The sequence below is a fragment of the Roseateles puraquae genome (genome assembly GCF_002205845.1).
Classification (GTDB): domain Bacteria; phylum Pseudomonadota; class Gammaproteobacteria; order Burkholderiales; family Burkholderiaceae_C; genus Pelomonas; species Pelomonas puraquae.
The window spans coordinates 1-21,154 of the sequence record NZ_NISI01000011.1; the positions used below are offsets into that span (position 1 = coordinate 1).

Sequence of the window (21,154 nt, forward strand, 5' to 3'; positions counted from 1 at the left end):
CGAGTTCGAGGCCAACTACCATCGACAACGCGCTGGTCAGGCCGCGACCGTCTGACTTAAACCAACGGGCCTCCGCGATACCCGGGGCGATTCAGTCGTGATGTTTTCGGCGAAGTCTACGAATACTTCCTCGGGCAGTTCGCACTGAATGAAGGCGCCAAGGCCGGCGAGTTCTACACCCCCAAGAGCGTCGTCAATCTTCTGGTCGAAATCCTGGCGCCGTTCAAGGGAACGATCTACGACCCGGCCTGCGGCTCGGGCGGCATGTTCGTGCAGTCGGCACGCTTCAAGGACGCACACCAGAAGACGCTGGGCAAGAAGGGCGACCTGGCTGTTCACGGGCAGGAGTTGATGGCGCAAACCCGGCGCCTTTGCCTGATGAACCTGGCTGTGCATGGCCTCGACGGCGACATCGGCCAGACCTACGGGTCGACGTTCACCAACGATCAGCACAAGACCCTGCGCGCCGACTACATCTTGGCCAACCCGCCTTTCAACATCAAGGACTGGGACGGCGACAAGCTGAAAGAAGACCCGCGCTGGGTCTACGGCATACCTCCAGAGGGCAATGCCAACTTCGCGTGGCTGCAGCACATGCTGGCACGACTGTCGAGCCGTGGCCGCGCCGGCATCGTGCTGGCCAACGGCTCAATGTCGTCGCAGCAATCGGGCGAGGGCGACATCCGCAAGACCATGGTTGAGGCCGATGTGGTGGAGTGCATGGTGGCGCTGCCACCGCAGTTGTTCTCCAACACTCAGATTCCGGCGTGTCTGTGGTTCCTGGCCGCGAACAAGCGCGCTGGTGCCAGTGGGTCAGTCGACCGTCGCAACCAGATGCTGTTCATTGACGCACGCAAGACGGTCTCCGGCCGCATCTCGCGCACGCAGGTGGAGTTCACAGACGAAGACCTGCAGAGCATCGCCTTGACATACCACCGGTGGAGGGGATCGGAGTTCTCTGATGGAAATGCGTACGAGGACGTGCCGGGCTTCTGCAGGTCGGTCACGCTCGATGAGGTCGGTCAGCATGCCCATGTGCTCACGCCGGGCCGCTATGTGGGCGCCGAGACCGTTGATGACGACGACACGGCGTTCGGCGAGAAGATGGATCGACTCACCGCCTTGCTTTCAGAGCAAATGGCCAAGGGGGCAGAGCTGGATGTTCTGATCCGAGAGAAGTTGGGAGCGCTCGGCTATGCGGTCTGACGATGTCTCCTACACACTCGAAGATTGCCTCGACGCGTTGATTGACTATCGTGGCAAGACCCCTCGAAAGACAGAGGCAGGTATTCCGTTGATCACCGCCAAGGTGGTCAAGGGCGGTCGCATCGAAACTCCCAACGAGTTCATCGATCCCAAGGATTTCGGTGCCTGGATGACTCGTGGCCTACCTCAAGTTGGCGATGTCGTAATGACTACCGAAGCTCCTCTCGGCGAGGTCGGCCAGATTCGAACTCTTCCTGTTGCGCTTGCTCAGCGAATCGTCACGTTGAGAGGTAAGGCAGGGGTCTTACACAACGACTACTTGCTGTACGCCCTTCAGTCGGCGCCAGTACAAGCGCAGTTGCTCGGTCGTTCCAGCGGCACAACCGTTTTGGGCATCAAGCAGAGTGAACTACGGCGCGTTTCGCTGGCGCTTCCACGATTCGAAGAGCAAGCGGCCGTGGCGGCGGTATTGAAGTGCTTGGACGACCGCATCGACCTGTTTCGGCAAACCAACGCGACCCTCGAATCCTTCGTCCGATCTCTGTTCAAGAGTTGGTTCATCGATTTCGACCCGGTGCGAGCAAAGGCCGAAGGCCGCGAGCCCGAAGGCATGGACGCAAGCACGGCGGCGCATTTCCCCGACCAGTTCGAAAGCTCGGCGCTTGGGGTGATTCCCAAGGGCTGGAGAGCCGGCAAGATGGGGGGGCTGTGTCATAACCCGCGCGCGCAGGCCAGGCCCGGTGACCTGCCTGTGGATACGCCCTACATGGGACTAGAACACATCCCGAGAAAGAGCATCGCACTCGACAGTGCCGGCACAGCCGAAGGGCTAGAGAGTGGCAAGTTCTGGTTCCAACCAGATGATGTCTTGTTCGGAAAACTCCGGCCGTACTTCCACAAAGTTGGACTGGCGCCCTGCCGTGGAGTCTGTTCAACGGATATCCTGGTAATTCGGCCAATCGAGGCGAGATGGCTCGGGTTTGTGGCTATGCACGCATCAAGTGACGAACTCATCGCCTACGCGACGCAGCTCTCCAATGGTGCAAAGATGCCGCGCACAAGCTGGCACGATATTGCTGCGTTCAATCTGGTCGTTCCGACTGAGGCGATTGCACAGAGTTTCGACGACGTGGCTCGCCCCTTGTTCCGGAAGATTCATGCAAACATTGCGGCCACAAAGCTGCTTGCAGAGGTCCGCGATGCGCTCCTCCCGCGCCTAGTCAACGGCAAGCTTCGCCTGCCAGAATGCCAAGAAGAAATTCGGGAGGCGGTCGCATGACGGGGATCAGCGAGGGGCACGTAGAGCAAGCCATGCTGGACTGGCTTGCCGGCCTCGGCTACACGGCAGTTCACGGCGATGACCTGTCGCCCGGCGGCCAGCACGAAGCCCGGCGCAGGTACTCCGATGTCGTGCTGACACCGCGCCTCCGCGTCGCCGTCGTCTCGCTAAACCCCAACCTCTCCGAGAAGGAAGTCGACCAGGCCGTGGCGCTCGTCGCCGGCTACGGCTCGCAGTCGGTGGTCGATGGCAACAAGGAGGTGTACGACTGGCTGCGCAACGGCGTACCTATTGATCGGGTCGAGCCGGACGGCCGCCGCACCATCGTGCGTGCCCGCGTCCTCGACTTCGACGGCGACAACGATCTGCTCGCGGTGCAGCAACTCACCGTGCACGGCCAGAAGATTCGCCGCCCTGACATCGTCCTGTTCATCAACGGCCTGCCCCTGGTGGTGGTCGAGCTGAAGAACCCGGCCGACATCAACGCCGACATCGAGGCCGCGTACAACCAGATTCAGACCTACAAGGCTGACATTCCGCAGCTGTTCTTCTTCAACCTGTTGAACGTCATCTCGGACGGCACGGTTGCCCGGTACGGCTCGCTCACCGCAGACCTCGGCCGGCACTCGCGATGGCGGCTGCTGGGCGGCAAGAAGGCCGCCAAGGGCATGCTGGAGTTGGAGGTGCTGATTCGCGGCCTGCTGGAGCCGGCGACGCTGCTGGCGTTCTTCCGAGGTTTCGTGGCCTTCGGCGGCTCCGATGGCGGCGCCACCTTCAAGATCGTGGCTCAGTGGCACCAGTACCACGGCGTGCTTCGCGCCGTCGACCGTGCCGTCGATGCGCTGCTGCACAAGAAGGACGGCAAGGGCGGCGTCATCTGGTTCACCCAGGGCTCGGGCAAGTCGCTTCTCGCCCTGTTCTACGTGATGGCCCTGCGCGACAGGCCGGAGTTCGAGAACCCGACCGTCGTGCTCGTGACCGACCGGAAGGACCTCGACGGCCAGCTGTTTGAGACCTTCGCCGATTGCAGCTGGTCCCTGCGTGCCACGCCCGATCAGGCCGATGGCCGCGACGACCTGCGCAAGAAGCTCTCGGCGGTGGAGGCCGGCGGCGTCTTCTTCACCACGATCAACAAGTTCGCTCCAGAGGCAGGCAAGACAAGCGTCCAGGTGCTGTGCGATCGCTCGAACGTCGTCGTGATCGCCGACGAAGCGCACCGGACGCAGTACGGCTTCAAAGCCGAGATCAGCGCCGAGACGGGCAAGAGGCGCTACGGCATGGCCAAGTACATGCGCGACGCGCTGCCGAACGCCATCTACCTCGGCATGACCGGCACGCCGGTGAGCCTCGACGACCGTGACACCGAGGCGGTGTTCGGCACCTACGTCGACGTATACGACATGGTGGCCGCGCAGGAAGACGAGGCCATCGTCCCGGTCAGCTACGAGTCGCGCGTGATCGAGCTTCGCTTCAACGAAGCCGAGAAGCAGTCGCTGATGGACGAGTTCCTCGAAGCCACCGAGGACGAGGACGAAGGCACCCAGAACACGACCGTCTCGCGCCTGACCCGTCTTGAGGCCATCGCGATGGCCGACGGCCGTCTGGAAACCCTGGCCGCCGATCTGGTGGCGCATTGGGAGGCGCGCAAGGAGACCATGGCGGGTAAGGCCATGATCGTGGCCATCTCGCGGGAGGCCGCTGTCCGGCTGTTCGACGAGATCGTCAAGCTCCGCCCGGCATGGCGCGGCGACGATGTCAACAACGGCCGCATCAAGATCGTGATGACGAGCAACTCGTCGGACCCTGCGCACTTCCAGCCGCACCGCACCGACCCCCGACAGCTCAAGCAGATCGAGAAGCGGTTCAAGGACGCCGATGATCCGCTCGACCTCGTCATTGTTCGCGACATGTGGTTGACCGGCTTCGACGCGCCTCCGGTCAACACGCTGTACGTCGACAAGCCGATGCAGGGGCACGGCCTCATGCAGGCCATCGCGCGGACCAACCGCATCTGGCGCGACAAGCCCGGCGGCCTGATCGTCGACTACATCGGCATCGGCGAGGAACTGAAGAAGGCCATCCGCCAGTACACGCGAGACGCCCATAGCGACCGCGACCCGGTCGACACCTCCGGCGAGGCCCTCAAAGTCCTGCTCGACACGCTCGACGTGATCCGCAAGGAGTTCTTCCACGGCTTCGAGTACGGCGGCTTCCAGGAGCCGAAGCGCGCCCTGTCGCTGCTAGGCCCGGCGATGGAGCACATCCTGGAAGTGGACCCCGAGCCCGATGAGAAGGGTCGCAACCGTGGCGTTCGCGCCTTCCTGGACCAGGTGGCCAAGCTGAACAAGGCGCAGGCCCTGGCGGGCACGCTGGACGCGGCCATGGCGCTACGCGACGAGATCGCCTTCTTCCAGGCCGTGCGCGTGTCGCTGATCAAGCTGACGCGGTCCGGCGAGACGCGCTCGCGGGTGGAGAAGGAAGCCGCGCTGCGGCAGCTCGTCGCCAAGGGCGTGCTCGTCGAAGGCGTCAACGACATCTTCGGCACGCTCGGCGTCGGCAAGCCGGACATCTCGGTGCTGGACGAGCAGTTCCTCGCGCAGATTCAGTCGATGCCGACCAAGAACCTGGCGGCCGAGTTGCTGGAGCGCTTGATCGCCGACCAGGTGAAGTCGCGCAGCCAGAAGAATGCGATCCAGGGCAAGGAGTTCACCCAAAAGCTCGAAGAGGCTATCGCCAAGTACCAGAACCGCGCGCTGACCACCGTCGAGGTGATCGAAGAACTGATCAGGCTCGCCCGTGAGATCAACTCGTCCCGGCCGCCCGACGACATGTCGGAGGAGGAGTTCGCCTTCTACCAGGCGTTGACGGAGAACGAGTCGGCAGTGCGTGAACTCGGGCACCCAGTGCTCCGAGCCCTGGCGCAGGAACTGACAGACAAGCTCCGGAAGTCCGCCACCATCAACTGGCAGAACCGCAAGTCGGCACGCGCCCGCATGATCGCCATGGTCAAGGTGCTGCTCGCCAAGCACAAGTACCCGCCGGACAAGCAGGCCGAGGCCACCGACAAGGTGATCGCTCAGGCCGAGTTGCTGGCCGACACCTGGGCTTTCGAGCACCCCTGATCCGTCGTGCCGATCCTCTGCTACGAAATCAGCGGCGACTCTTCGCCGAACGAGCGCAGCACCACGGGCGCCGAAGACGGCCACATCGCTGCCGTGCTCAAGGGCGACCACCAGGAAGCGAGTGCGCAGCTGTACTCCGAGCTGGCGGCCAACCGGCTGGCCATGTTCCTGGGCATCCCGGTGCTGGTCGGCGTGCCGGCCAGGCGGTCCATCGAGACCACCGCCATGCGCTTCGCAGCGCTGCGAGTAGCTGAGGCCGGCCTGGACATCTACGACTTCACTGACGAGGACCGTGGTGACGGTGACGATGAAGACGACGAACAGGACGCCATCGAGGTACCTGCTGGCGTCTACCGCAACACCGGCCACGTGCGCGCGATGGCTGCGCTGTGCGCGAAGTACCCGCTGGAGGCCGCCGCCATCGCCGTCTTCGATCTGTGGATCGGCAACGAAGACCGAGCGCTGAACTTCAAGGGCCAGATTCGTGGCGCCGATCGCGGCGTCATCTTTGCGCTGGACCAGGGCTCGTCGCTGCTGTCGTGCCGCTCGACGGTCGATTCTTCGATCGACCTGCTGTCCCGGCAGGACTACCCGTCGTTTCACCCCTTCCAGAAGCTCGTAAACGCCCGCTACTGCGGCGCAATGGTCGAGCGGGTGGTGAGCATGCCCGACTGGGCGATCGAGGCCGCCACGGTCTATCAGGACACGGTCGGCAACGTGATCCTGCCGGACCAGTACCAGTGCTACGAGGCGCTACGCGAGCGCAAGACGATCCTGGGTGGCCTGATCGACCGGGTGCTGTTCTGACCAGATGCGGGCGAGCGTCAGCTTGTGCTGGGCGCCGACGCCCTTGACCTGCCGCTCGATCTGCAGCGCCTCGCCCTTCGACGCAAAGGGCTTGGCTGCCAAGAGCCGCACCGGCGGGTCCATCTTGGTGAACAGCGCGCCGCGCCCGGTCTTGTGGGCCTTCATCCGGTGGTCCAGACCCGGCGTCACGCCCGTGTAGATGCGTCCGGACCTGCACAGCAGCAGGTACACGAACCAGGGCTGCTCAGTCGACGCCGTCGTCACCGCGCAGCACCTTGTTGCGTGCGGCCACCAGCTCGGGAGCGACCTTCCTATGCAGGTCCGATGAGAGGTGGCGCTCAATGGACGTGATGGTGGCGATGGACACGCCCATCGTCTGGTTCAGCGTCACGCGGTCGAGGTTGCCGCGCAGCATGGCGGTGTAGACGGCCGACGCCCGGAGACGGCGCGCATCGCCACCGAGCACGTCGCTGCGGAAGTCATCGAGCTTGGGCAGCTTGTTGTCGAACAGCCGGATGAACTCGAATTCGTTGGCGTTCGCGCCGCTCCAGCCTGGCGCCACCTCGTCGGCGACCTTCGCCAGAATCTTCGCGATGGACTTGGGCACAACCACCCACACCTTCGCCGGTCGGATGACGAGTCTTCCGGTCTCATCCAATCTCAACAGGTCGGCGGTCAAGCCATGCGCGGCGGCGGCGGTCATGCCGAGCTTGCCGACCAGCCAGGCGGCGGCGTACTCGACATCGGACCGCGACTCCTTGATGCCGGCCAGCGCCGCATCAAGCTCAGCCGGCGACAGGACCTCCTGCAGCGGTGAGGGCTTGGACGCCGTCCGCCCTCGAACGTAGCGCCCGCGTCGTTCGCTGAACGGTTTGTCCTCGGAAATGGCACGCAGCAAGCGTGTGAGCGCCGTGGGGCGTACCAGCGGGTTCGCGGCCAGGAAGCTGACGATGTCGCGCTTGCGCATCCCGTCCCAGCTCGTGATGCCCTCGGCCTGAAGGAAGCGCGCCAGGCGCACCGGCATCTTCAGGAGTTCCGACAGGTAGCGCGGCGATCGGCTATGCCCGCGCTTGAGCAGCAGTTCGTGCCGCCGCTTCAGCCGGTCTCGGTATCGGATCAACTCGGCCTTTAGGCCCTCGGGCAGGTCGTCAGGAATGAAGGGCTCGCGGTCAGGCGGCTTGACCTTCTCGGTCTGCACGTCAACCAGCAGCGGCGAGAGCTTCACTTTCAGCTCAGGGCAGGCCCTGCGCATCAACTCGAAACGCTGCTCTGGTGTCAGCGAAAGGAGCGCGTTCCTGAGGTGCAGGTCCGACTTGTCGATGGCATCGCCGATCTTGCGGAACGCAATGGCTCGGTCCTCGAAGTGCTGGGTCGGCGTGTACGTCAGTGCCCCTGCGCACATGGCCTTGAGGCCTGAAGACCCTTCCAGCCAGCAGCCATCAGGCCGAACTGCCGACTTCACTATGCAGACGTGCGCCTCCTTGTCGGAACGATTGGTCCCGATCTCTCCTTCGCATAGACGGCATCTCCTCATCGCAAGATCGACCTCATTGCTTCTTCAGGGCCGCAGCGTTCATGTGGGTCACCTTCGGCCCGGCGATGTCGTCCAGGTCATTGGCTGCAGCAGCTGGCTTCTTGCCTTTCGCGGGGGCAGCCCTCGGCGCAGGCGCAGACCCCGTCGCCGGCACATCCGTCGAATCTGGTGCTCCCGGCTTCTTCAGCCGAATCGATCCATACCGGAAGGGCTGAAGCCGCGAGCGGAGTTCATCGATGTACTCGTCCGTGGCATCCGACACCTCGGTCTCGAACAGGTCGCCAGGCAGGCACTGCAGTTCGTTGCAGATGGCCTCGATCATCGAGAGCGAGAGCGTCACGTCCTCGTCCTTAAACTTGCGGCTCAGCGGCGTCCGGGTGATCTTGTATTTCTGGTTGTCCGTCAGTCGCTGCGCCATCTCTTCGACGCTCCGAACACCGGAGTCGCGCATCAACACGTCGAGCCGATTCTTGAGCTTGATCTTCATTCTTCGTCCTCTTCGTCAAACAGGTCCATCGCCGCATTCACCTCATTGCCCGCGCTCAGGGTTGCGGGGTGGTAGTAGTGCAGCGTGGTGTGCAGGAACTTGTGCCTCATGTACTTCTGGGCCGTCTCAGGCGAGTACAGCGGGACCATCAACGTGCAGCCCGAGTGGCGCAGGGTATGCGGGGTCAGCTTGTCGGCGATGACGCCGCTGGCGATCGCAACCTGCTTCAGCCGTACACGGAAGGTGCTGGGCGACACAACCCCACCTCGTTCGCTGATGAACAGGAGTTCGCCGACACGGTAGGTCTTGCCCTCGAACGTGCAGGTGGTCGTGTCTTCATCGCCGATCTTGCGACGGAGCAACATCTTCGGCCTGATGGTGCGGATGTACCAATCCAGCAGGTCGTGGACCTGCTGCTCGCGCATGGGAATGGTGCCCGTGACTTGGTTCTTCCCCGTCACGGTCAGGCTGCCGAGCTTGCCGAAGCGCTCCATCGCCGCCTCATGGCTGGGCTTGAAGGCGCTCATCTGGCATGACACCAACTCCGAGACGCGCAGCGCGAAGTGGATGGCCACATGAAACATCACCCGGTCGCGGATGAGCGGCAGCAGAGTCTTGCTTCGACCGGCGTAGGCCTGCTGGATTTCGAATCGGAACGTCGCGTCGATCGCGTCGATCTGATCCGGAGTCAGCGCCCATCCCTTGGGTTTCCAGTTGGCCTTGTACTTCTTGACGCTGACGCCGTTCTCTTCGTTGATGAAGACTCGCGGCCGAACCTTGAAGGTGCTGAGGATTTCGTTGGCCCGGTCGGCGTCCAGCATGTAGTTCTGGAACGACCGCCAGGCAGAGCAGTAGCCAGCCACCGTCGACGGCGCCAGGAACGTCTCCGTTGCCGGATCGCAGCGCGAATCGAGGTACAGGCCGACATGGTCCTTCTTCAGCTCCCACGGCGGCACCTTCGCGTGGTTAAGCAGGCGGAAGACATCGTCCTTGTGCCCCTTGCAGGTCTTGGGCAGCGCGCCGTCCAGATGCTGCAGCTGACGCTGCCAGTCGTTGATCAGATTGCTGGCGTAGACCTTCTCCGCGCCGGTGAGGAACGGCAGGCTTGGGTCGCACCCAGGCGCTGGGTTTTCTGCCCCGATAGGTGCAGTATTCAGCGTGCTGGAAATGGCCACAACGTTCATTCTGTGCACGAGGTTAGCACAGAGAGCCAGAACGTGCAATTCCTGCACGTTTCGCGCTGTGGTGGTTCAGGCCTCAGTTGCAGAAACCCGACTATTGAGTCGGAACGTGCAAATCTTGCACGCCAAAACGAGGCATATGCGTGAGAAATGAAAAAAGCGCCCCGCGGGGCGCTTTCGTTCTGGTGGCTTGGCACTCAGCCGCGGCGACGGCGTGCGATGAAGCCGACGGCCAGCAGGCCCGACAGCATCAGCGCGTAGGTCTGGGGTTCCGGCACGGCCGAAACGGCGATGCTGCCGGTGGGCAGGGCGCCGGTTTCCCAGTTCTGGGCATCGGCGAAGGTCGCCAGCCACTCGTCCTTGGTCTTGGCCGCGCCGGCCAGCACTGACGTCTTGACGTGGATGCTGGTGGACGACGAAAAGGCCAGGCTGAGCGCGGTGCTGCCGGCAGTCAGGCCCGGGGTGACGTTGCCCGAGCCGGAGTCGGTGGCGTTCTCGAAGCCGTTGGTGTCGTCGAAGGCGAACAGGTGCGTCTGCGTGGCGGTGTTGAACAGCGGGTTGGTGGCGTTGCTGTTCTGGAAGGCATAGATCTGGTCACCCGACTGGCCCAGCGCCAGCGAGGCGTAGCTGCCGGCCGTGGTGCCGGCGATGCTGCCGCTGGTGGTGAAGCCACCGCCGATGCTGGAGATGATGGTGCCGGCCGACACGGCCGAGGTCGCCGTCCAGCGGGTCAGGTTCTCGTTGCCGTCGCCATCGGTGGCGGTGGCCCCGCGGAAGGCGCTGCCGTTCCAGCCGTTGTCGGTGAAGTACACCACCTCGCCCGCCGCGATGTTGCTCAGCGCGACGAAGACGAAGGAGTCGGGCGAGCCGTTGTTGATGCGGCCGATGATGGCGATGTCGCCCGCAGTCAGGGCGGCGTGGGCCGGCAGCGCGGTGGCAGCGGCCAGGGCCAGGGAGAGCAGGGTCTTGGTCATGGTGAAGTCCAGGAAGGGAAAGCGTCGGCCGCGACTCTGTCCATGGCCCATGACCTCACCGTGACATGCGCCCCCTCAGCTGAGGGGGCCGTTCTTCATGCCGCGTAGCCGCCCGTGGCCAGCGCCCAGCCGTCGGTGCCGTCGTGATGGCGCTGGACATGCACCGGGCTGAGCTTCTTCGCCGCGGCACGCTCCACCAGGGCTTCGGCCTGTTCGGGCACCAACTGCAGGGCGAACCGTGCCCAGCGCTTTTGCACCAGCGGCAGGGCCCAGGCGTCTTCGAGCGCCCAGCGGATTTCATGTGGCTCCTGCAGTTCGGCCGCCGCCAGCACCCGCGGCGCCAGGGCCAGCAGGAAGCGGTTGAAGTCGGCTCGCAAGGCATCGGTCGGCAGCAGGGCTTCAAGCCGGGACAGGCGGGCGCTCCAGCCGGGCGTGGCGAGCTGGCGGGTGACGAAGGCCTGCAGCGCCTGGATCGGGTTGAACAGGCGCAGGCGGTTCGGCGGCAGCACGCGCAGCGGGATCTGGGCGGCCTGCTCGTGGCTCAATGGGGTCACGAAGCTGGCCAGCACCGTGAGGCGGCCCCATTCGGCTTCGGCCAGGCCGCCGATGCGGGTGATCGGGCCGGCAGCGCAGCTGGCGGCCATGGCCTGCAGGGCCTGGTGGTCGCGGCTGGCCTTGGCCTGGTTGGCACGTCGGCTCATGACGGCCAGGTTGCCCGCGGCATAGCCGGCGTCGTCCCGCACACGGTCGATGCTGCGGTTGTCGTCGCCCAGCAGCTCGCGGGTGATGGGGCAGTGGGTCGTGTCCAGCTGGGCGAGGTGGTGGGGGGTGAGCTGGATGTCCTCGAAATGGCGACCGCGCGTCCAGGCGTGGGTGCGCAGGGCCAGCCATTGCTCGACCTGTGGGCTGGCCGGCGTGCGCACCGGGCGGCCCCGGGCCGCGAGCCAGCCGCGCTGCAGTGGCGACTGCGGGTAGAGGTGGGCGATGGGCGGGGTCACACCGTGCAGGGCGTAGTCGCGGCCCAGGGCCAGGCCGATGCGCTCGTGAGCGCTGGCTTCGCGCGAGGCGGCGGGCGTGTCGTCCATGTCCAGCGCGAACTGGACGAGGGCGCCGGACGTGGGGACTGTGCGATTGAGGACGGCTTGCATATCGGGCTCCTGGTTGCTAGGCACGCCGATGAAGTCGCGGGCCTTGTGCGGCAGTCTCTGAGCCAGGTCGCTCATGAGATGATCCACCCCAAAACCACTGTGGATTTATTCAGCATGGATCGCACCGAGCGCTTCTACAAGATCGAGCACCTGATCCGCTCCCGCGGCTGCGTGTCGTTTGCGGTGCTGCTGGAGGCGCTGGAGGTGTCGCCCGCCACGCTCAAGCGCGACCTGGCCTACCTGCGGGAGCGGCTGGATGCGCCCATCGAGTACGACGCGGTCGAGAACGGCTACCGCTTCGGCCAGCAGTGGCGCGGCGGCAAGCATGAGCTGCCCGGCGTGTGGTTCAACGAAGCCGAACTGCATGCGCTGCTGACCATGCAGCAGATGCTGGCGGGCCTGGACGATCAAGGCGTGGTGGGCCGCCATCTGCAGCCGATGTTCGACAAGATCACCGGCATGCTGGGTGTGGACGCCGCCGAGGCCGACGAGTTGCGCCGGCGCGTCAAGCTGATCGGCACGGCACGGCGGCGGGTGGCCAGCGACAGTTTCGAGACCGTCGGCAGCGCGGTCGTCAAGCGCCGCCGCCTGGCCATCCGCTACCGCAAGAAGCGCGATGGCGTGGCCAGCGAGCGTGAGGTGTCACCCCAGCGCCTGGTGCATCACCGCCACGCCTGGTACCTGGACGCCTGGTGCCATGCCAGCGAGGGCTACCGCCGATTTGCGCTGGACGGCATCGAGGCGGCCAGCCTGCTCGAAACCGCAGCCAAGCCAGTACCGCTGGACGAACTGGAGGCGGAGCTGGACCAGGGCTACGGCATCTTCGCCGGGGGCAGCCCGAAGCAGGCTGAGCTGGTTTTCAGTGCCGAGGCGGCAGCCTGGGTATCGCGCGAGGAATGGCACCCGGCCCAGCACAGTGAGTTCCTGCCGGACGGCCGCTGGCGCCTGCAGCTGCCCTATGTCGACGACACCGAGCTGCTGATGGACCTGCTGCGGCATGCGGGCCAGGTCGAGGTGGTGGGCCCACCCGCGCTGCGCGAGGCCCATGCGCATCGGCTTCGCCAGGCGGTGGCGGCGCTGTAGGACAAATCCGCGTCATTTGAGCGAGGTCATATCGCCGCCGCGCAATCGCGTTAGTCTTGCGCCATGTTTGACCCTGAATGAGGAGCCTGCGATGAGTGATACCGCCCAAGCCAAGGAAAAGCTGGCCAGCGATTTCCGTGCCGTGATGGACGACATCGATGCGCTGATGACGGCCACCACCAACAAGGCGGACACCGAGGTCAAGGCGCTGCGCGAGCGCATCCAGGACCGCCTCTCCGGCGCGAAGGAAAAGCTGCTGGACGCCCAGCATGAAGCCATCCAGCGTGCCAAGGATGCCGCGACCGCGACCGACGACTACGTGCATGCCAAGCCCTGGCAGGCGATTGGCGTCGCCGCAGCGGTCGGCCTGGCGTTGGGCGTGCTGATCGGCCGCCGCTGATCCCGAGACGCTCTTGAGCGACGACAAGGAACCCGTCTCCGGGCCGCTGCGGCGGCTCGGGGCGTCGATGCTGACACTCGGGCGCATCCGGCTCGAGCTGTTTGCCATCGAGGCGCAGGAGGAGAAGGAGCGCATTGCCAGCCTGCTGCTGTGGGCTGTGCTGGCGGCGCTGCTGGCGGGCTTCGGGCTTCTCATGGTGATCCTGCTGATCACCGTGGCCCTGTGGGACAGCCATCGCCTGCTGGCGCTGGGCGCTGGCACGGCCGTGCTGGTCGCGGCGGCGACTGTGGCGGTCAGCAAGGTGAAGGCCTTGATCGACCAGCCGGCCAGCCTCTTCCAGGCCAGCATCGGTGAATTGCGTGCCGATGCAGACGCGCTGCGGCGCACGCCCGGGCCATGATCCCGCGCATTCCTGACGACCCCGGGGCCCGTGCCGAGCGCAAGGCCAACCTGCTGCTCGCGTCTGAAGTGATGCGGGGCCAGGCCGCGCTGGCGGTCGATGACCTGGGTGAACGGGCCGACCGCTGGGCCGTGCGCCTGATGGCCTGGCGCAATCTGCTTGCCAATCCGTTGGTCCTGGCCACGGCGGGCGGTGGCGCGGCCTTCTTTGCGGCGAGTGGTCCGCAGCAGCGCAGCCGCTTCTGGCGCGGCCTGCGCTGGGCGTGGCTGGCCTGGCGGGTGTGGCGCCGGCCGCGGTGAAACGCGGCCTGGGGTGTCAGCTCAGCGGGCTGTCCCGGCCGCGGCTGTGCGCTGGCACGGCGTCCAGGTCGTGCAGCCAGGGCATGGCCGAGCTCTTCCACACCTGAAGCCGCGGGTGAATCTCGGCGCGTTCATTGACGCAGCCCAGGCGGATGTTCATCACCTTCGGCGTGTCGGCCTCGGTCGCGTAGAGCTGGGTGCCGCAGTCGGCACAGAAGGCCTGCGCGCGGCGGTTGCCGCTGGCGGCCACTTTCACGTAGTGGCGGGCCTGGCCCTGCATGTGCACCTGCTCGACCGGCACGGCGACGACCGCGCGAAACGGCGCCCCCGACAGCACCTGGCAGTCGCTGCAATGGCAGACGAAGACCTTCTCAGGGTCGATGAGGGCGGTGAAGCGGATGGCACCGCAATGGCATTGGCCGGTGATTTGCATGGGGCGTCCGCCGGTCAGTTGTCGGCCGCATCGAGGCGCTTCATGCGCTCGCTCTGCCAGTAGACGTCGTCGCCGCCCAGGCCGTCGAGGTTGGCGCGGTTGAGCACGCGGGCCAGCACGAAGAGCAGATCCGACAGGCGGTTCAGGTATTGGCGCGGCGCGGTGTTGACCGTCTCCGCTGCAGCCACGGCCAGCACGGCACGCTCGGCGCGGCGCGCCACGGTGCGGCATACATGCGCGATGGCGGCGCTGCGGGTGCCGGCCGGGAGGATGAACTCCTTCAGGCGCGGCAGGTGTTCGTTGTAGTGGGCCAGGGCTTCGTCCAGGCGCAGCACGGCGGCGTCTTTCAGCAGCATGCCACCGGGCCAGGACAGCTCACCGCCGAGGTTGAACAGCTCGTGCTGGATGGTGATGAGCAACTCCCGGACGTCATCGGGCAGGGGCTCGGCCAGCAGCACGCCGAGGTGGGAGTTGAGCTCGTCGACATCGCCCATGGCCTGCACGCGCAGGTGGGTCTTGGGCACACGGCTGCCGTCGGAGAGGCCGGTGGTGCCATCGTCACCCGTGCGGGTGGCGATCTGGGAGAGGCGGTTGCCCATGGTTGGCGCGGTGAGAAGCCGGAAAACGCGGATTCTCAGCGACCTGCGCCACGCGCCCGGCAGTCAGGGTCAATGACGGCGGCCGCTGCGGTGAAAGCCGGGCTTGTGCACCGGTGCTGCATGCGGGCGCAGCCCAGGGTTGCCCGGCACACGGTCCAGCGCGGGTGGGGCTTCGGCGGGCTGACGATCAAAGCCCGTCAGCTCGCGCCAGCGGGCCACGAGCAGGTCCCATCGCAGCGCCCCGATCACCAGCAACGCAGCGGCAGCGATCAGCAGCAGCCAGGTGAAGTTCATGGTGAAGCTCCCGGTTGTGGAGGCTTGATGCTGGCACCCGGGGCGGTCGGCTGCAACACAATCACCTGATCTGCATCAGGAGATCTGCAATGAACGCGCCCGCCGCCCTCGACGCCGTGGCCCCGCCGCTGCCGGCAGGCCTGCTGTCCACCTTGCAGGCCGAGTTCGGCGCGCGTTGCAGCACGGCGCTCGCGGTGCGCCAGCAGCATGGGCGTGACGAATCGGTGTTCGACGTGCCACCGCCGCAGGCTGTGGTGTTTGTCGATACGGAGGCTGAAGTCGCGCGCGTGGTGTCGCTGTGTGCGGCCCACCGCGTGCCGGTCATTCCCTATGGTGCGGGGTCGTCGCTGGAAGGCCATCTGCTGGCGGTGCAGGGCGGCATCAGCCTGGACGTGTCGCGCATGGACCGCGTGCTGCGCATCGATGCGGAAGACCTTACCGTGACGGTGCAGCCCGGGGTTACGCGCAAGCAGCTCAACGAGGCGCTCAAGCACGAAGGCTTGTTCTTTCCCATCGATCCTGGCGCCGATGCCAGCCTGGGCGGCATGGCTGCCACGCGCGCCAGCGGCACGAACGCGGTGCGCTACGGCACGATGCGCGAGAACGTGTTGGGGCTGCGCTTCGTCAATGTGAACGGCGAGATCGTGCGCACCGGCTCCAGGGCGAAGAAGAGCAGTGCGGGCTACGACCTGACGCGGCTGTTGATCGGCAGTGAAGGGACGCTGGGCGTCATCACCGAGCTGACCGTGAAGGTGCATCCGCTGCCCGAGGCGGTATCGGCTGCCGTGTGCTTCTTTCCGAGCATCGATGCCGCGGTGCGAACGGCGATGCAGGTCATCCAGATCGGCATTCCGATCGCACGCTGCGAGCTGCTGGACACGAACGCCATCCGCGCGGTGAATGCGCATGACAAGCTGGGCCTGAAGGAATCCCCGATGCTGCTGATGGAGTTCCACGGCAGCGAAGCCGGCGTGGCCGAGCAGGCGGCGGTGGTGCAGGACGTTGCAGCCGGCCATGGCGGTGAAGCCTTCGAGTGGGCCACCACGCCCGAAGCCCGCACGCGGCTGTGGACGGCTCGCCACCATGCCTACCTCTCGGGCCTGCAGATGCGACCGGGCTGCCGCGCCGTCACGACCGACACCTGCGTGCCCATCTCGCGCCTGGCCGAGAACATCAATGCCTCGATTGCGGAGGTCGAAGCGGCGGGCCTGCCCTATTTCATCGTGGGCCATGTGGGTGACGGGAACTTCCACCTCGCCTACCTGCTGGACCCGACCCAGCCTGAAGAGCTCGCCACCGCGGAGCGCCTGAGCGCGCAAATGGTGGCGCGAGCCATTGCCATGGAAGGCACCTGCACCGGCGAGCACGGCATCGGCTTGCACAAGCAGGGTTTCCTGGTCGAGGAGACCGGGGACGAGGCCGTGGCCATGATGCGGGCCGTGAAGGCGGCGATGGACCCGCTGGGCATCCTGAACCCGGGCAAGATCTTCCGCTGAGGGCGGGCGGCGCAGACGGTCCCGATCGGGCCGCTCTGGCTCGCTTGTGTGGCCACAATCACGACCTTCGCATCCCTTCAGCCTGACAAGGAGACAGCCCATGTTCAACCACATCATGGTCGGCAGCAACGACATCGAGCGCAGCAAGCGCTTCTACGACGCGGTGCTCGCCGTGCTCGGCGCGCCCGAGGGCGTGCGCAACACGGCGGCCACGGGCCACCAGCGCGTGTTCTACCGCCATGCGGGCAACACCTTCGGCATCAGCCAGCCGATCAACGGTGATCCGGCCTGCCACGCCAATGGCGGCACCATCGCGTTCAAGTGCGAGTCGGCCGAGCAGGTCAAGACCTTCCACGACGTGGCGGTGGCCCACGGCGGCCAGTCCATCGAAGAGCCGCCCGGCCTTCGCGAAGGCGCCCTCGGCGCCATGCACCTGAGCTATGTGCGCGACCCCGACGGCAACAAGCTCTGCGCGGTGTGGCGCGTGCCCAAGGCCTGAACGGCACAGGCATGAAAAACGCCGCCCGAAGGCGGCGTTTGCACGGCTGAAGCCAGGCCTCAGAACATCGCCTTGAACTGCACGCCGTAGGTGCGCGGCTCGTTGATGAAGCCGGTCAGGTTGTTGAAGTCGATGGCGCCGGTCACGCGGATCTGGTTGGTGATGTTGCGCACGAAGCCGGCGGCCTCGTACTTGCCATTGCCCCAGAGGTAGCCCACGCGCAGGCCGCCTTCGGTGAGGGCCTTGCCGGTGAATTCGGTGGCCTCGTACAGGAAGAAGTTGACCTTGGAGCGGTAGGCCCAGTCGGTGTAGACGTAGACCTCGTCGCCGCTGGCCAGCGGGATGCTGTAGCGGGCGGTGAGGTTGGCGGTCCACTTCGGCGCGTTGGGCAGCGGGTTGCCGTCGACCATCGCGTTGCCGTTGACGATCGGGTCCAGCACGGTCGGGAAGCCCGTGCCCACGCGCAGCGAGCCGCCCGGGGGCACGCCCAGGCCGGTGTCCTTGATCTTGGTGTTGTTCAGCGAGCCGCCGAAGGTCACCAGGAAGTCCGGCGTGATCAGGGCCTCGAGGTTCAGCTCGGCGCCGTTGCCCGTGGCCTTCTTGGCGTTGAGCAGGCGGGTGGCGTTGTTGCTGCCGCCCACGGCCGTGAGCTGCAGGTCCTTGACGGTGTAGCTGAACAGCGAGCCCGACAGGCGCAGGGTGCGCTTGAGCAGTTCGCTCTTGAAGCCGATCTCGTAGGAGTTGACGTTCTCCGGGCCGGCTTGCGACTGGCCGGCGAAGGCCGAGGCGTTCTGCATCGACGAGGCGCGGAAGCCGTTGGCGTAGCGGGCGTACAGGTTGGTCGTGCTGTCCAGCTTGTAGGTGGCGGACAGATCACCGCTCCACTTGCCGTCGTCCGTGCTGGCCGAGGTGCCGGTGGACGTGTTGAAGAGGCCGCTGCCGGCGTGGGTGGTCGACAGGTCCTTCTTGTCCTTGGTGTAGCGCAGGCCGGCGCGCAGCTTGAGCTCGTTGCTGACGGTGTAGTTCACCGAACCGAACACCGCCCAGGCCTTGTTGGTCTGCGAGGTGTAGATGTGGTCGATGTCGGCGTGGGTGGTGGTGTTGTAGGTGATGTTGTCGATCGTGTACTTCTCGTCGAAGAGGTACACGCCGGCCTGCCAGGCCAGAGGCCCGGTGGTGTTGGACTCCAGACGCACTTCCTGCGTGAGCTGGCGGTGGCCGTTCATGCCGCTGCCGGTTTCCGACTGGAAGGGCACGCCGGCCTGGCCGGGCACGCCGCCGTCGATGTCGCCGCGGGACAGCGGCTTCACATGCTCGCCGCCGGTGATGGAGTAGATGTTCAGCTCGGGCAGCGACCACTTCAGGCGCAGGCTGCCGCCGGTCTGCTTCAGGGTCTGCTCGTTGACGCCGTTGAAGGCGACGGTGTCGGTGCTGAAGCCGTCGGCCAGGTCGTTGGTGCCGCGCTTGATCGCATTGGCGCGGAAGAGGCGCGGGCTGCCGTCCAGGTCACGCACGTGCACATTGGCCAGGGCGCTGAACTGCTTGTGCGGCTCGTACAGCACTTGCGCGCGCACGGCGGTGTCGCGGTAGCCCTCGGTCTTGGGCGTGGCCGCGCCGGGGGCGGTGTTGTCGACCCAGTCGCTGCGGCGCTGGCTCTGCGCGGAGATGCGGGCGGCCCAGTCACCGGACAGCGGCAGGTTGGCGGCGCCTTCGAGGTTGAGGGTGCCGTAGTTGCCCACGGTGATGCTGGCGTAGCCGTCCTGCTTCTGGCTCGGCTTGACGGAGTCGAACTTGACGACACCAGCCGGCGTGTTGCGACCGAACAGCGTGCCCTGCGGGCCGGCGACCACTTCGACCGCGGCGGTGTCGAAGATCGGGAAGCCCTTCAGGATGGGGTTCTCCTGGATCACATCGTCGACGATGACGCTGACGGGCTGCGAGGCGTTCAGGCGGAAGTCGGTGTTGCCATAGCCGCGGATGTAGAAGCGCGGGAAGGCGCGGCCGAAGCTGGACTCGATGTTCAGGCTGGGCACGCGGCCCGACAGGAAGCGCAGGTCCTGGCCGCCGGAGGCGAGCACATCGAGCTTTTCGCCGCTGATCTTGCTGACGGCGTTGGGCACATCCTGGATGTTCTCGGCGCGGCGCTCGGCCGTGATGACGACGGTTTCAAGCTGGCTGCGATCCTTGGCGGGGGCTTCCTGGGCCAGGGCGGGCAGGGCGGCGCTGAGCGCCAGGGTCAGCAGAGAGAGACGGGGGACGAACATCGACGACGACTCCAAAAAAATGGGCCCCAACCTCGGGGCCGGCGGCGATTGTGCGGACTCACACGCCACCTGACAGACCTCAGGCGGCCAGGTGTTGCGCGAGTCTGACGGGTTGGTCAGTTTCTAGACGGCTGCCTCGAACCCGTCATCGCGCCATGCACCAGCACGGGGTGCGGTTGCACGAGAACGAGGCGGGCGGGGCCTTGATTCGACACGTGGCGAATCGTTGGCGGGTGTTGAGCGCACACAGTCAGCTTCGTTCATTTCGAGGAACCGCCATGTCCGCCATCACCTGCTTCATCCGCTACGAACTGGACCCCGCCCAGCGCGAGGCCTTCCGGGCCTATGCCCAGGCCTGGGGCCGCATCATTCCGCGCCTGGGCGGGCGGCTGCTGGGCTATTGGCTCCCGTGGGAAGGCACCAATGACGAGGCCTGGGGCTTGGTGGGCTTCGACTCGCTGGCCGCCTACGAGGCCTACCGCGTGCGGCTCAAGGCCGATGCCGAGGCGCAGGCCAACTTCGCGTTCGCGCAGTCGCAGCGCTTCATCCGGCGCGAGGAGCGCACCTTCTGCGAGGATGTGCAGCCATGATCGCCGTGATCTTCGAGGTGCAGCCGACCGAGGCCGGCCGTGCCGCCTACTTCGCCCATGCGCAGGCGCTCCAGCCGTTGCTGCAGGCGCGCGACGGCTTTTTGTCGGTGGAGCGCTTCCAGAGCCTGGCCGACCCGGCGCGGCTGCTGTCGCTGTCCTACTGGCGCGACGAGGCGGCGGTGCGCGGCTGGCGCGAACTGGGCCGGCATCGTGAGGCCCAGGCGGCAGGCCGCGAGGGGCTGTTCCACGACTACCGGCTGCGTGTCGCCGAGGTGGTGCGCGACTACGGCCTGCACGACCGCGCGCAGGTGCCGCGTTGAGCCTGGCGGAGCCCCGTCTGGCCCGCGTGGCCGCGGCGATCGCCGACCCCACGCGCGCCCGGGTGCTTGCACGCCTGCTGGATGGCCGCCTGCATACGGCGGGCGAGCTTGCCGCGCATGCCGGCGTGACCGCGCCGACCATGTCGGCCCACTTGAAGCTGCTGCTGGATGAAGGCCTGGCCCGGGTGCGCCCGCAGGGCAGGCATCGCTACTACGCGTTGGCCGATGGCGATGTGGCGCATGCGCTGGAAGCGTTGTTGCGGGTGGCCGAGGGGCCGGCCGCGGCGCCTGCGGCTGACCTGCGCCGCTGGCAGCGGCCGCAGATGCGGGCGCTTCGCCACGCACGCAGCTGCTACGGGCATTTGGCCGGCGAGTTGGGCGTGCAGTGGCGGGAGGGGCTGCTCGCGCGTGGCTGGGTACGGGCCGAACCTCAAGGGGGCTATGCCGTGACGCCGGCCGGCCAGGCGGTGCTGGACGAGTTGCTGCCCGGCGTGGTGGCCCCGGAAGCCGCAGGCCGGCGCCTCTATGACTGCGTGGACTGGTCTGAGCGCCGTGACCACTTCGCCGGCCCGTTGGCCGTGGCGTGGCTGGAAGCGATGCTGGCCCAGGGCTGGCTGCGCCGCACCGCAGGCTCGCGTGCGCTGCAACTGCTGCCACCGGGTCATGCGGCCTGGCCCGTGGCCCTGTCGACACGCCTGGAGGGCGGGTGAGCTAACGACACTGGCCAGTGGTTCAAGCA

22 protein-coding genes and 1 pseudogene are annotated in these 21,154 nt (G+C 66.2%); 13 read left to right on the top strand and 10 right to left on the bottom strand.

Translation table 11 applies throughout. The annotated features are described in order from the left end of the window. Positions 1-84: 84 nt before the first annotated feature. The 4 genes and pseudogenes from CDO81_RS21490 to CDO81_RS21505 form a co-directional block, all read left to right on the top strand. Positions 85-1,206: pseudogene (locus CDO81_RS21490) on the top strand (N-6 DNA methylase); the annotation flags it as partial. Further along, entirely contained in the window at positions 1,196-2,485 is a 1,290-nt protein-coding gene (locus CDO81_RS21495) for a restriction endonuclease subunit S (RefSeq protein WP_088485299.1), read from the top strand. The pseudogene CDO81_RS21490 and the gene CDO81_RS21495, both read left to right, overlap by 11 nt. Continuing rightward, complete coding sequence (locus CDO81_RS21500; protein ID WP_277596124.1) at positions 2,482-5,607, top strand: type I restriction endonuclease subunit R; 3,126 nt, start codon at positions 2,482-2,484, stop codon at positions 5,605-5,607. Before CDO81_RS21495 ends, CDO81_RS21500 begins: the two co-directional genes overlap by 4 nt. A gap of 6 nt (positions 5,608-5,613) precedes the next feature. Then, positions 5,614-6,414, top strand: coding sequence for a hypothetical protein (locus CDO81_RS21505; RefSeq protein ID WP_088485300.1), 801 nt, complete (start codon positions 5,614-5,616; stop codon positions 6,412-6,414). On the opposite strand, the gene CDO81_RS21510 is transcribed toward CDO81_RS21505, so the two are convergent. The 6 genes from CDO81_RS21510 to CDO81_RS21535 form a co-directional block, all read right to left on the bottom strand. Continuing rightward, on the bottom strand, positions 6,361-6,645 hold the full coding sequence (locus CDO81_RS21510) for a GIY-YIG nuclease family protein (protein WP_206602148.1): 285 nt from the start codon (positions 6,643-6,645) through the stop codon (positions 6,361-6,363). The two genes, CDO81_RS21505 and CDO81_RS21510, sit on opposite strands and share 54 nt — an antisense overlap. 13 nt (positions 6,646-6,658) lie before the next feature. Further along, complete coding sequence (locus CDO81_RS21515) at positions 6,659-7,948, bottom strand: hypothetical protein (RefSeq protein ID WP_144397347.1); 1,290 nt, start codon at positions 7,946-7,948, stop codon at positions 6,659-6,661. A 13-nt stretch (positions 7,949-7,961) separates the two neighbouring features. Next, positions 7,962-8,435 (bottom strand): helix-turn-helix domain-containing protein, encoded by a 474-nt coding sequence (locus CDO81_RS21520; RefSeq protein WP_088485303.1) that lies wholly within the window; start codon positions 8,433-8,435, stop codon positions 7,962-7,964. Further along, the gene (locus CDO81_RS21525) at positions 8,432-9,610 is read right to left on the bottom strand and encodes a tyrosine-type recombinase/integrase (RefSeq protein WP_206602149.1); all 1,179 of its coding nucleotides are present in this window, start codon (positions 9,608-9,610) and stop codon (positions 8,432-8,434) included. The genes CDO81_RS21520 and CDO81_RS21525 overlap by 4 nt, the downstream gene beginning before the upstream one ends. Positions 9,611-9,813: 203 nt before the next feature. Further along, positions 9,814-10,590: a PEP-CTERM sorting domain-containing protein gene (locus CDO81_RS21530; protein WP_158218376.1), complete on the bottom strand. Its 777-nt coding sequence runs from the start codon at positions 10,588-10,590 to the stop codon at positions 9,814-9,816. Positions 10,591-10,685: 95 nt separating this feature from the next. Then, positions 10,686-11,813, bottom strand: coding sequence for a hypothetical protein (locus tag CDO81_RS21535; RefSeq protein WP_088485306.1), 1,128 nt, complete (start codon positions 11,811-11,813; stop codon positions 10,686-10,688). A 39-nt stretch (positions 11,814-11,852) separates the two neighbouring features. Here CDO81_RS21535 and CDO81_RS21540 point away from each other — a divergent pair, with 39 nt between their 5' ends. The 4 genes from CDO81_RS21540 (at position 11,853) to CDO81_RS21555 (ending at position 13,920) form a co-directional block, all read left to right on the top strand. Beyond that, positions 11,853-12,821 (top strand): helix-turn-helix transcriptional regulator, encoded by a 969-nt coding sequence (locus CDO81_RS21540; RefSeq protein ID WP_088485307.1) that lies wholly within the window; start codon positions 11,853-11,855, stop codon positions 12,819-12,821. Between the two features lie 91 nt (positions 12,822-12,912). Continuing rightward, positions 12,913-13,221: an ElaB/YgaM/YqjD family protein gene (locus CDO81_RS21545; protein ID WP_088485308.1), complete on the top strand. Its 309-nt coding sequence runs from the start codon at positions 12,913-12,915 to the stop codon at positions 13,219-13,221. A 13-nt stretch (positions 13,222-13,234) separates the two neighbouring features. Then, complete coding sequence (locus CDO81_RS21550; RefSeq protein WP_088485309.1) at positions 13,235-13,621, top strand: phage holin family protein; 387 nt, start codon at positions 13,235-13,237, stop codon at positions 13,619-13,621. Further along, entirely contained in the window at positions 13,618-13,920 is a 303-nt protein-coding gene (locus CDO81_RS21555; RefSeq protein WP_088485310.1) for a hypothetical protein, read from the top strand. The genes CDO81_RS21550 and CDO81_RS21555 overlap by 4 nt, the downstream gene beginning before the upstream one ends. Positions 13,921-13,936: 16 nt before the next feature. On the opposite strand, the gene CDO81_RS21560 is transcribed toward CDO81_RS21555, so the two are convergent. The 3 genes from CDO81_RS21560 to CDO81_RS21570 form a co-directional block, all read right to left on the bottom strand. Further along, the gene (locus tag CDO81_RS21560; RefSeq protein ID WP_088485311.1) at positions 13,937-14,353 is read right to left on the bottom strand and encodes a GFA family protein; all 417 of its coding nucleotides are present in this window, start codon (positions 14,351-14,353) and stop codon (positions 13,937-13,939) included. A gap of 14 nt (positions 14,354-14,367) precedes the next feature. Further along, on the bottom strand, positions 14,368-14,952 hold the full coding sequence (locus CDO81_RS21565; protein ID WP_088485312.1) for a cob(I)yrinic acid a,c-diamide adenosyltransferase: 585 nt from the start codon (positions 14,950-14,952) through the stop codon (positions 14,368-14,370). Positions 14,953-15,021: 69 nt separating this feature from the next. Next, the gene (locus CDO81_RS21570) at positions 15,022-15,246 is read right to left on the bottom strand and encodes a hypothetical protein (RefSeq protein ID WP_088485313.1); all 225 of its coding nucleotides are present in this window, start codon (positions 15,244-15,246) and stop codon (positions 15,022-15,024) included. An 89-nt stretch (positions 15,247-15,335) separates the two neighbouring features. Between CDO81_RS21570 and CDO81_RS21575 the strand changes: the two genes are divergently transcribed. Together CDO81_RS21575 and CDO81_RS21580 are read left to right on the top strand one after the other, a co-directional pair. Beyond that, positions 15,336-16,742: an FAD-binding oxidoreductase gene (locus tag CDO81_RS21575; RefSeq protein WP_088485314.1), complete on the top strand. Its 1,407-nt coding sequence runs from the start codon at positions 15,336-15,338 to the stop codon at positions 16,740-16,742. Between the two features lie 100 nt (positions 16,743-16,842). Next, positions 16,843-17,241 carry a VOC family protein gene (locus tag CDO81_RS21580; RefSeq protein ID WP_088485315.1) on the top strand — a complete coding sequence of 133 codons (399 nt, stop codon included), beginning with the start codon at positions 16,843-16,845 and terminating at the stop codon, positions 17,239-17,241. A 59-nt stretch (positions 17,242-17,300) separates the two neighbouring features. Here the strand turns inward: CDO81_RS21580 and CDO81_RS21585 are convergent, their stop codons facing one another. Then, positions 17,301-19,505 carry a TonB-dependent receptor gene (locus CDO81_RS21585; protein ID WP_088485316.1) on the bottom strand — a complete coding sequence of 735 codons (2,205 nt, stop codon included), beginning with the start codon at positions 19,503-19,505 and terminating at the stop codon, positions 17,301-17,303. A gap of 278 nt (positions 19,506-19,783) precedes the next feature. Between CDO81_RS21585 and CDO81_RS21590 the strand changes: the two genes are divergently transcribed. The 3 genes from CDO81_RS21590 to CDO81_RS21600 are packed head-to-tail and all read left to right on the top strand — an operon-like array spanning position 19,784 to position 21,125. After that, the gene (locus CDO81_RS21590) at positions 19,784-20,095 is read left to right on the top strand and encodes an NIPSNAP family protein (RefSeq protein WP_088485317.1); all 312 of its coding nucleotides are present in this window, start codon (positions 19,784-19,786) and stop codon (positions 20,093-20,095) included. Continuing rightward, positions 20,092-20,415, top strand: a complete 324-nt coding sequence (locus CDO81_RS21595; protein WP_088485318.1) for an antibiotic biosynthesis monooxygenase family protein — start codon at positions 20,092-20,094, stop codon at positions 20,413-20,415. The genes CDO81_RS21590 and CDO81_RS21595 overlap by 4 nt, the downstream gene beginning before the upstream one ends. Then, complete coding sequence (locus CDO81_RS21600) at positions 20,412-21,125, top strand: ArsR/SmtB family transcription factor (RefSeq protein WP_088485319.1); 714 nt, start codon at positions 20,412-20,414, stop codon at positions 21,123-21,125. The genes CDO81_RS21595 and CDO81_RS21600 overlap by 4 nt, the downstream gene beginning before the upstream one ends. Positions 21,126-21,154 lie beyond the last annotated feature (29 nt).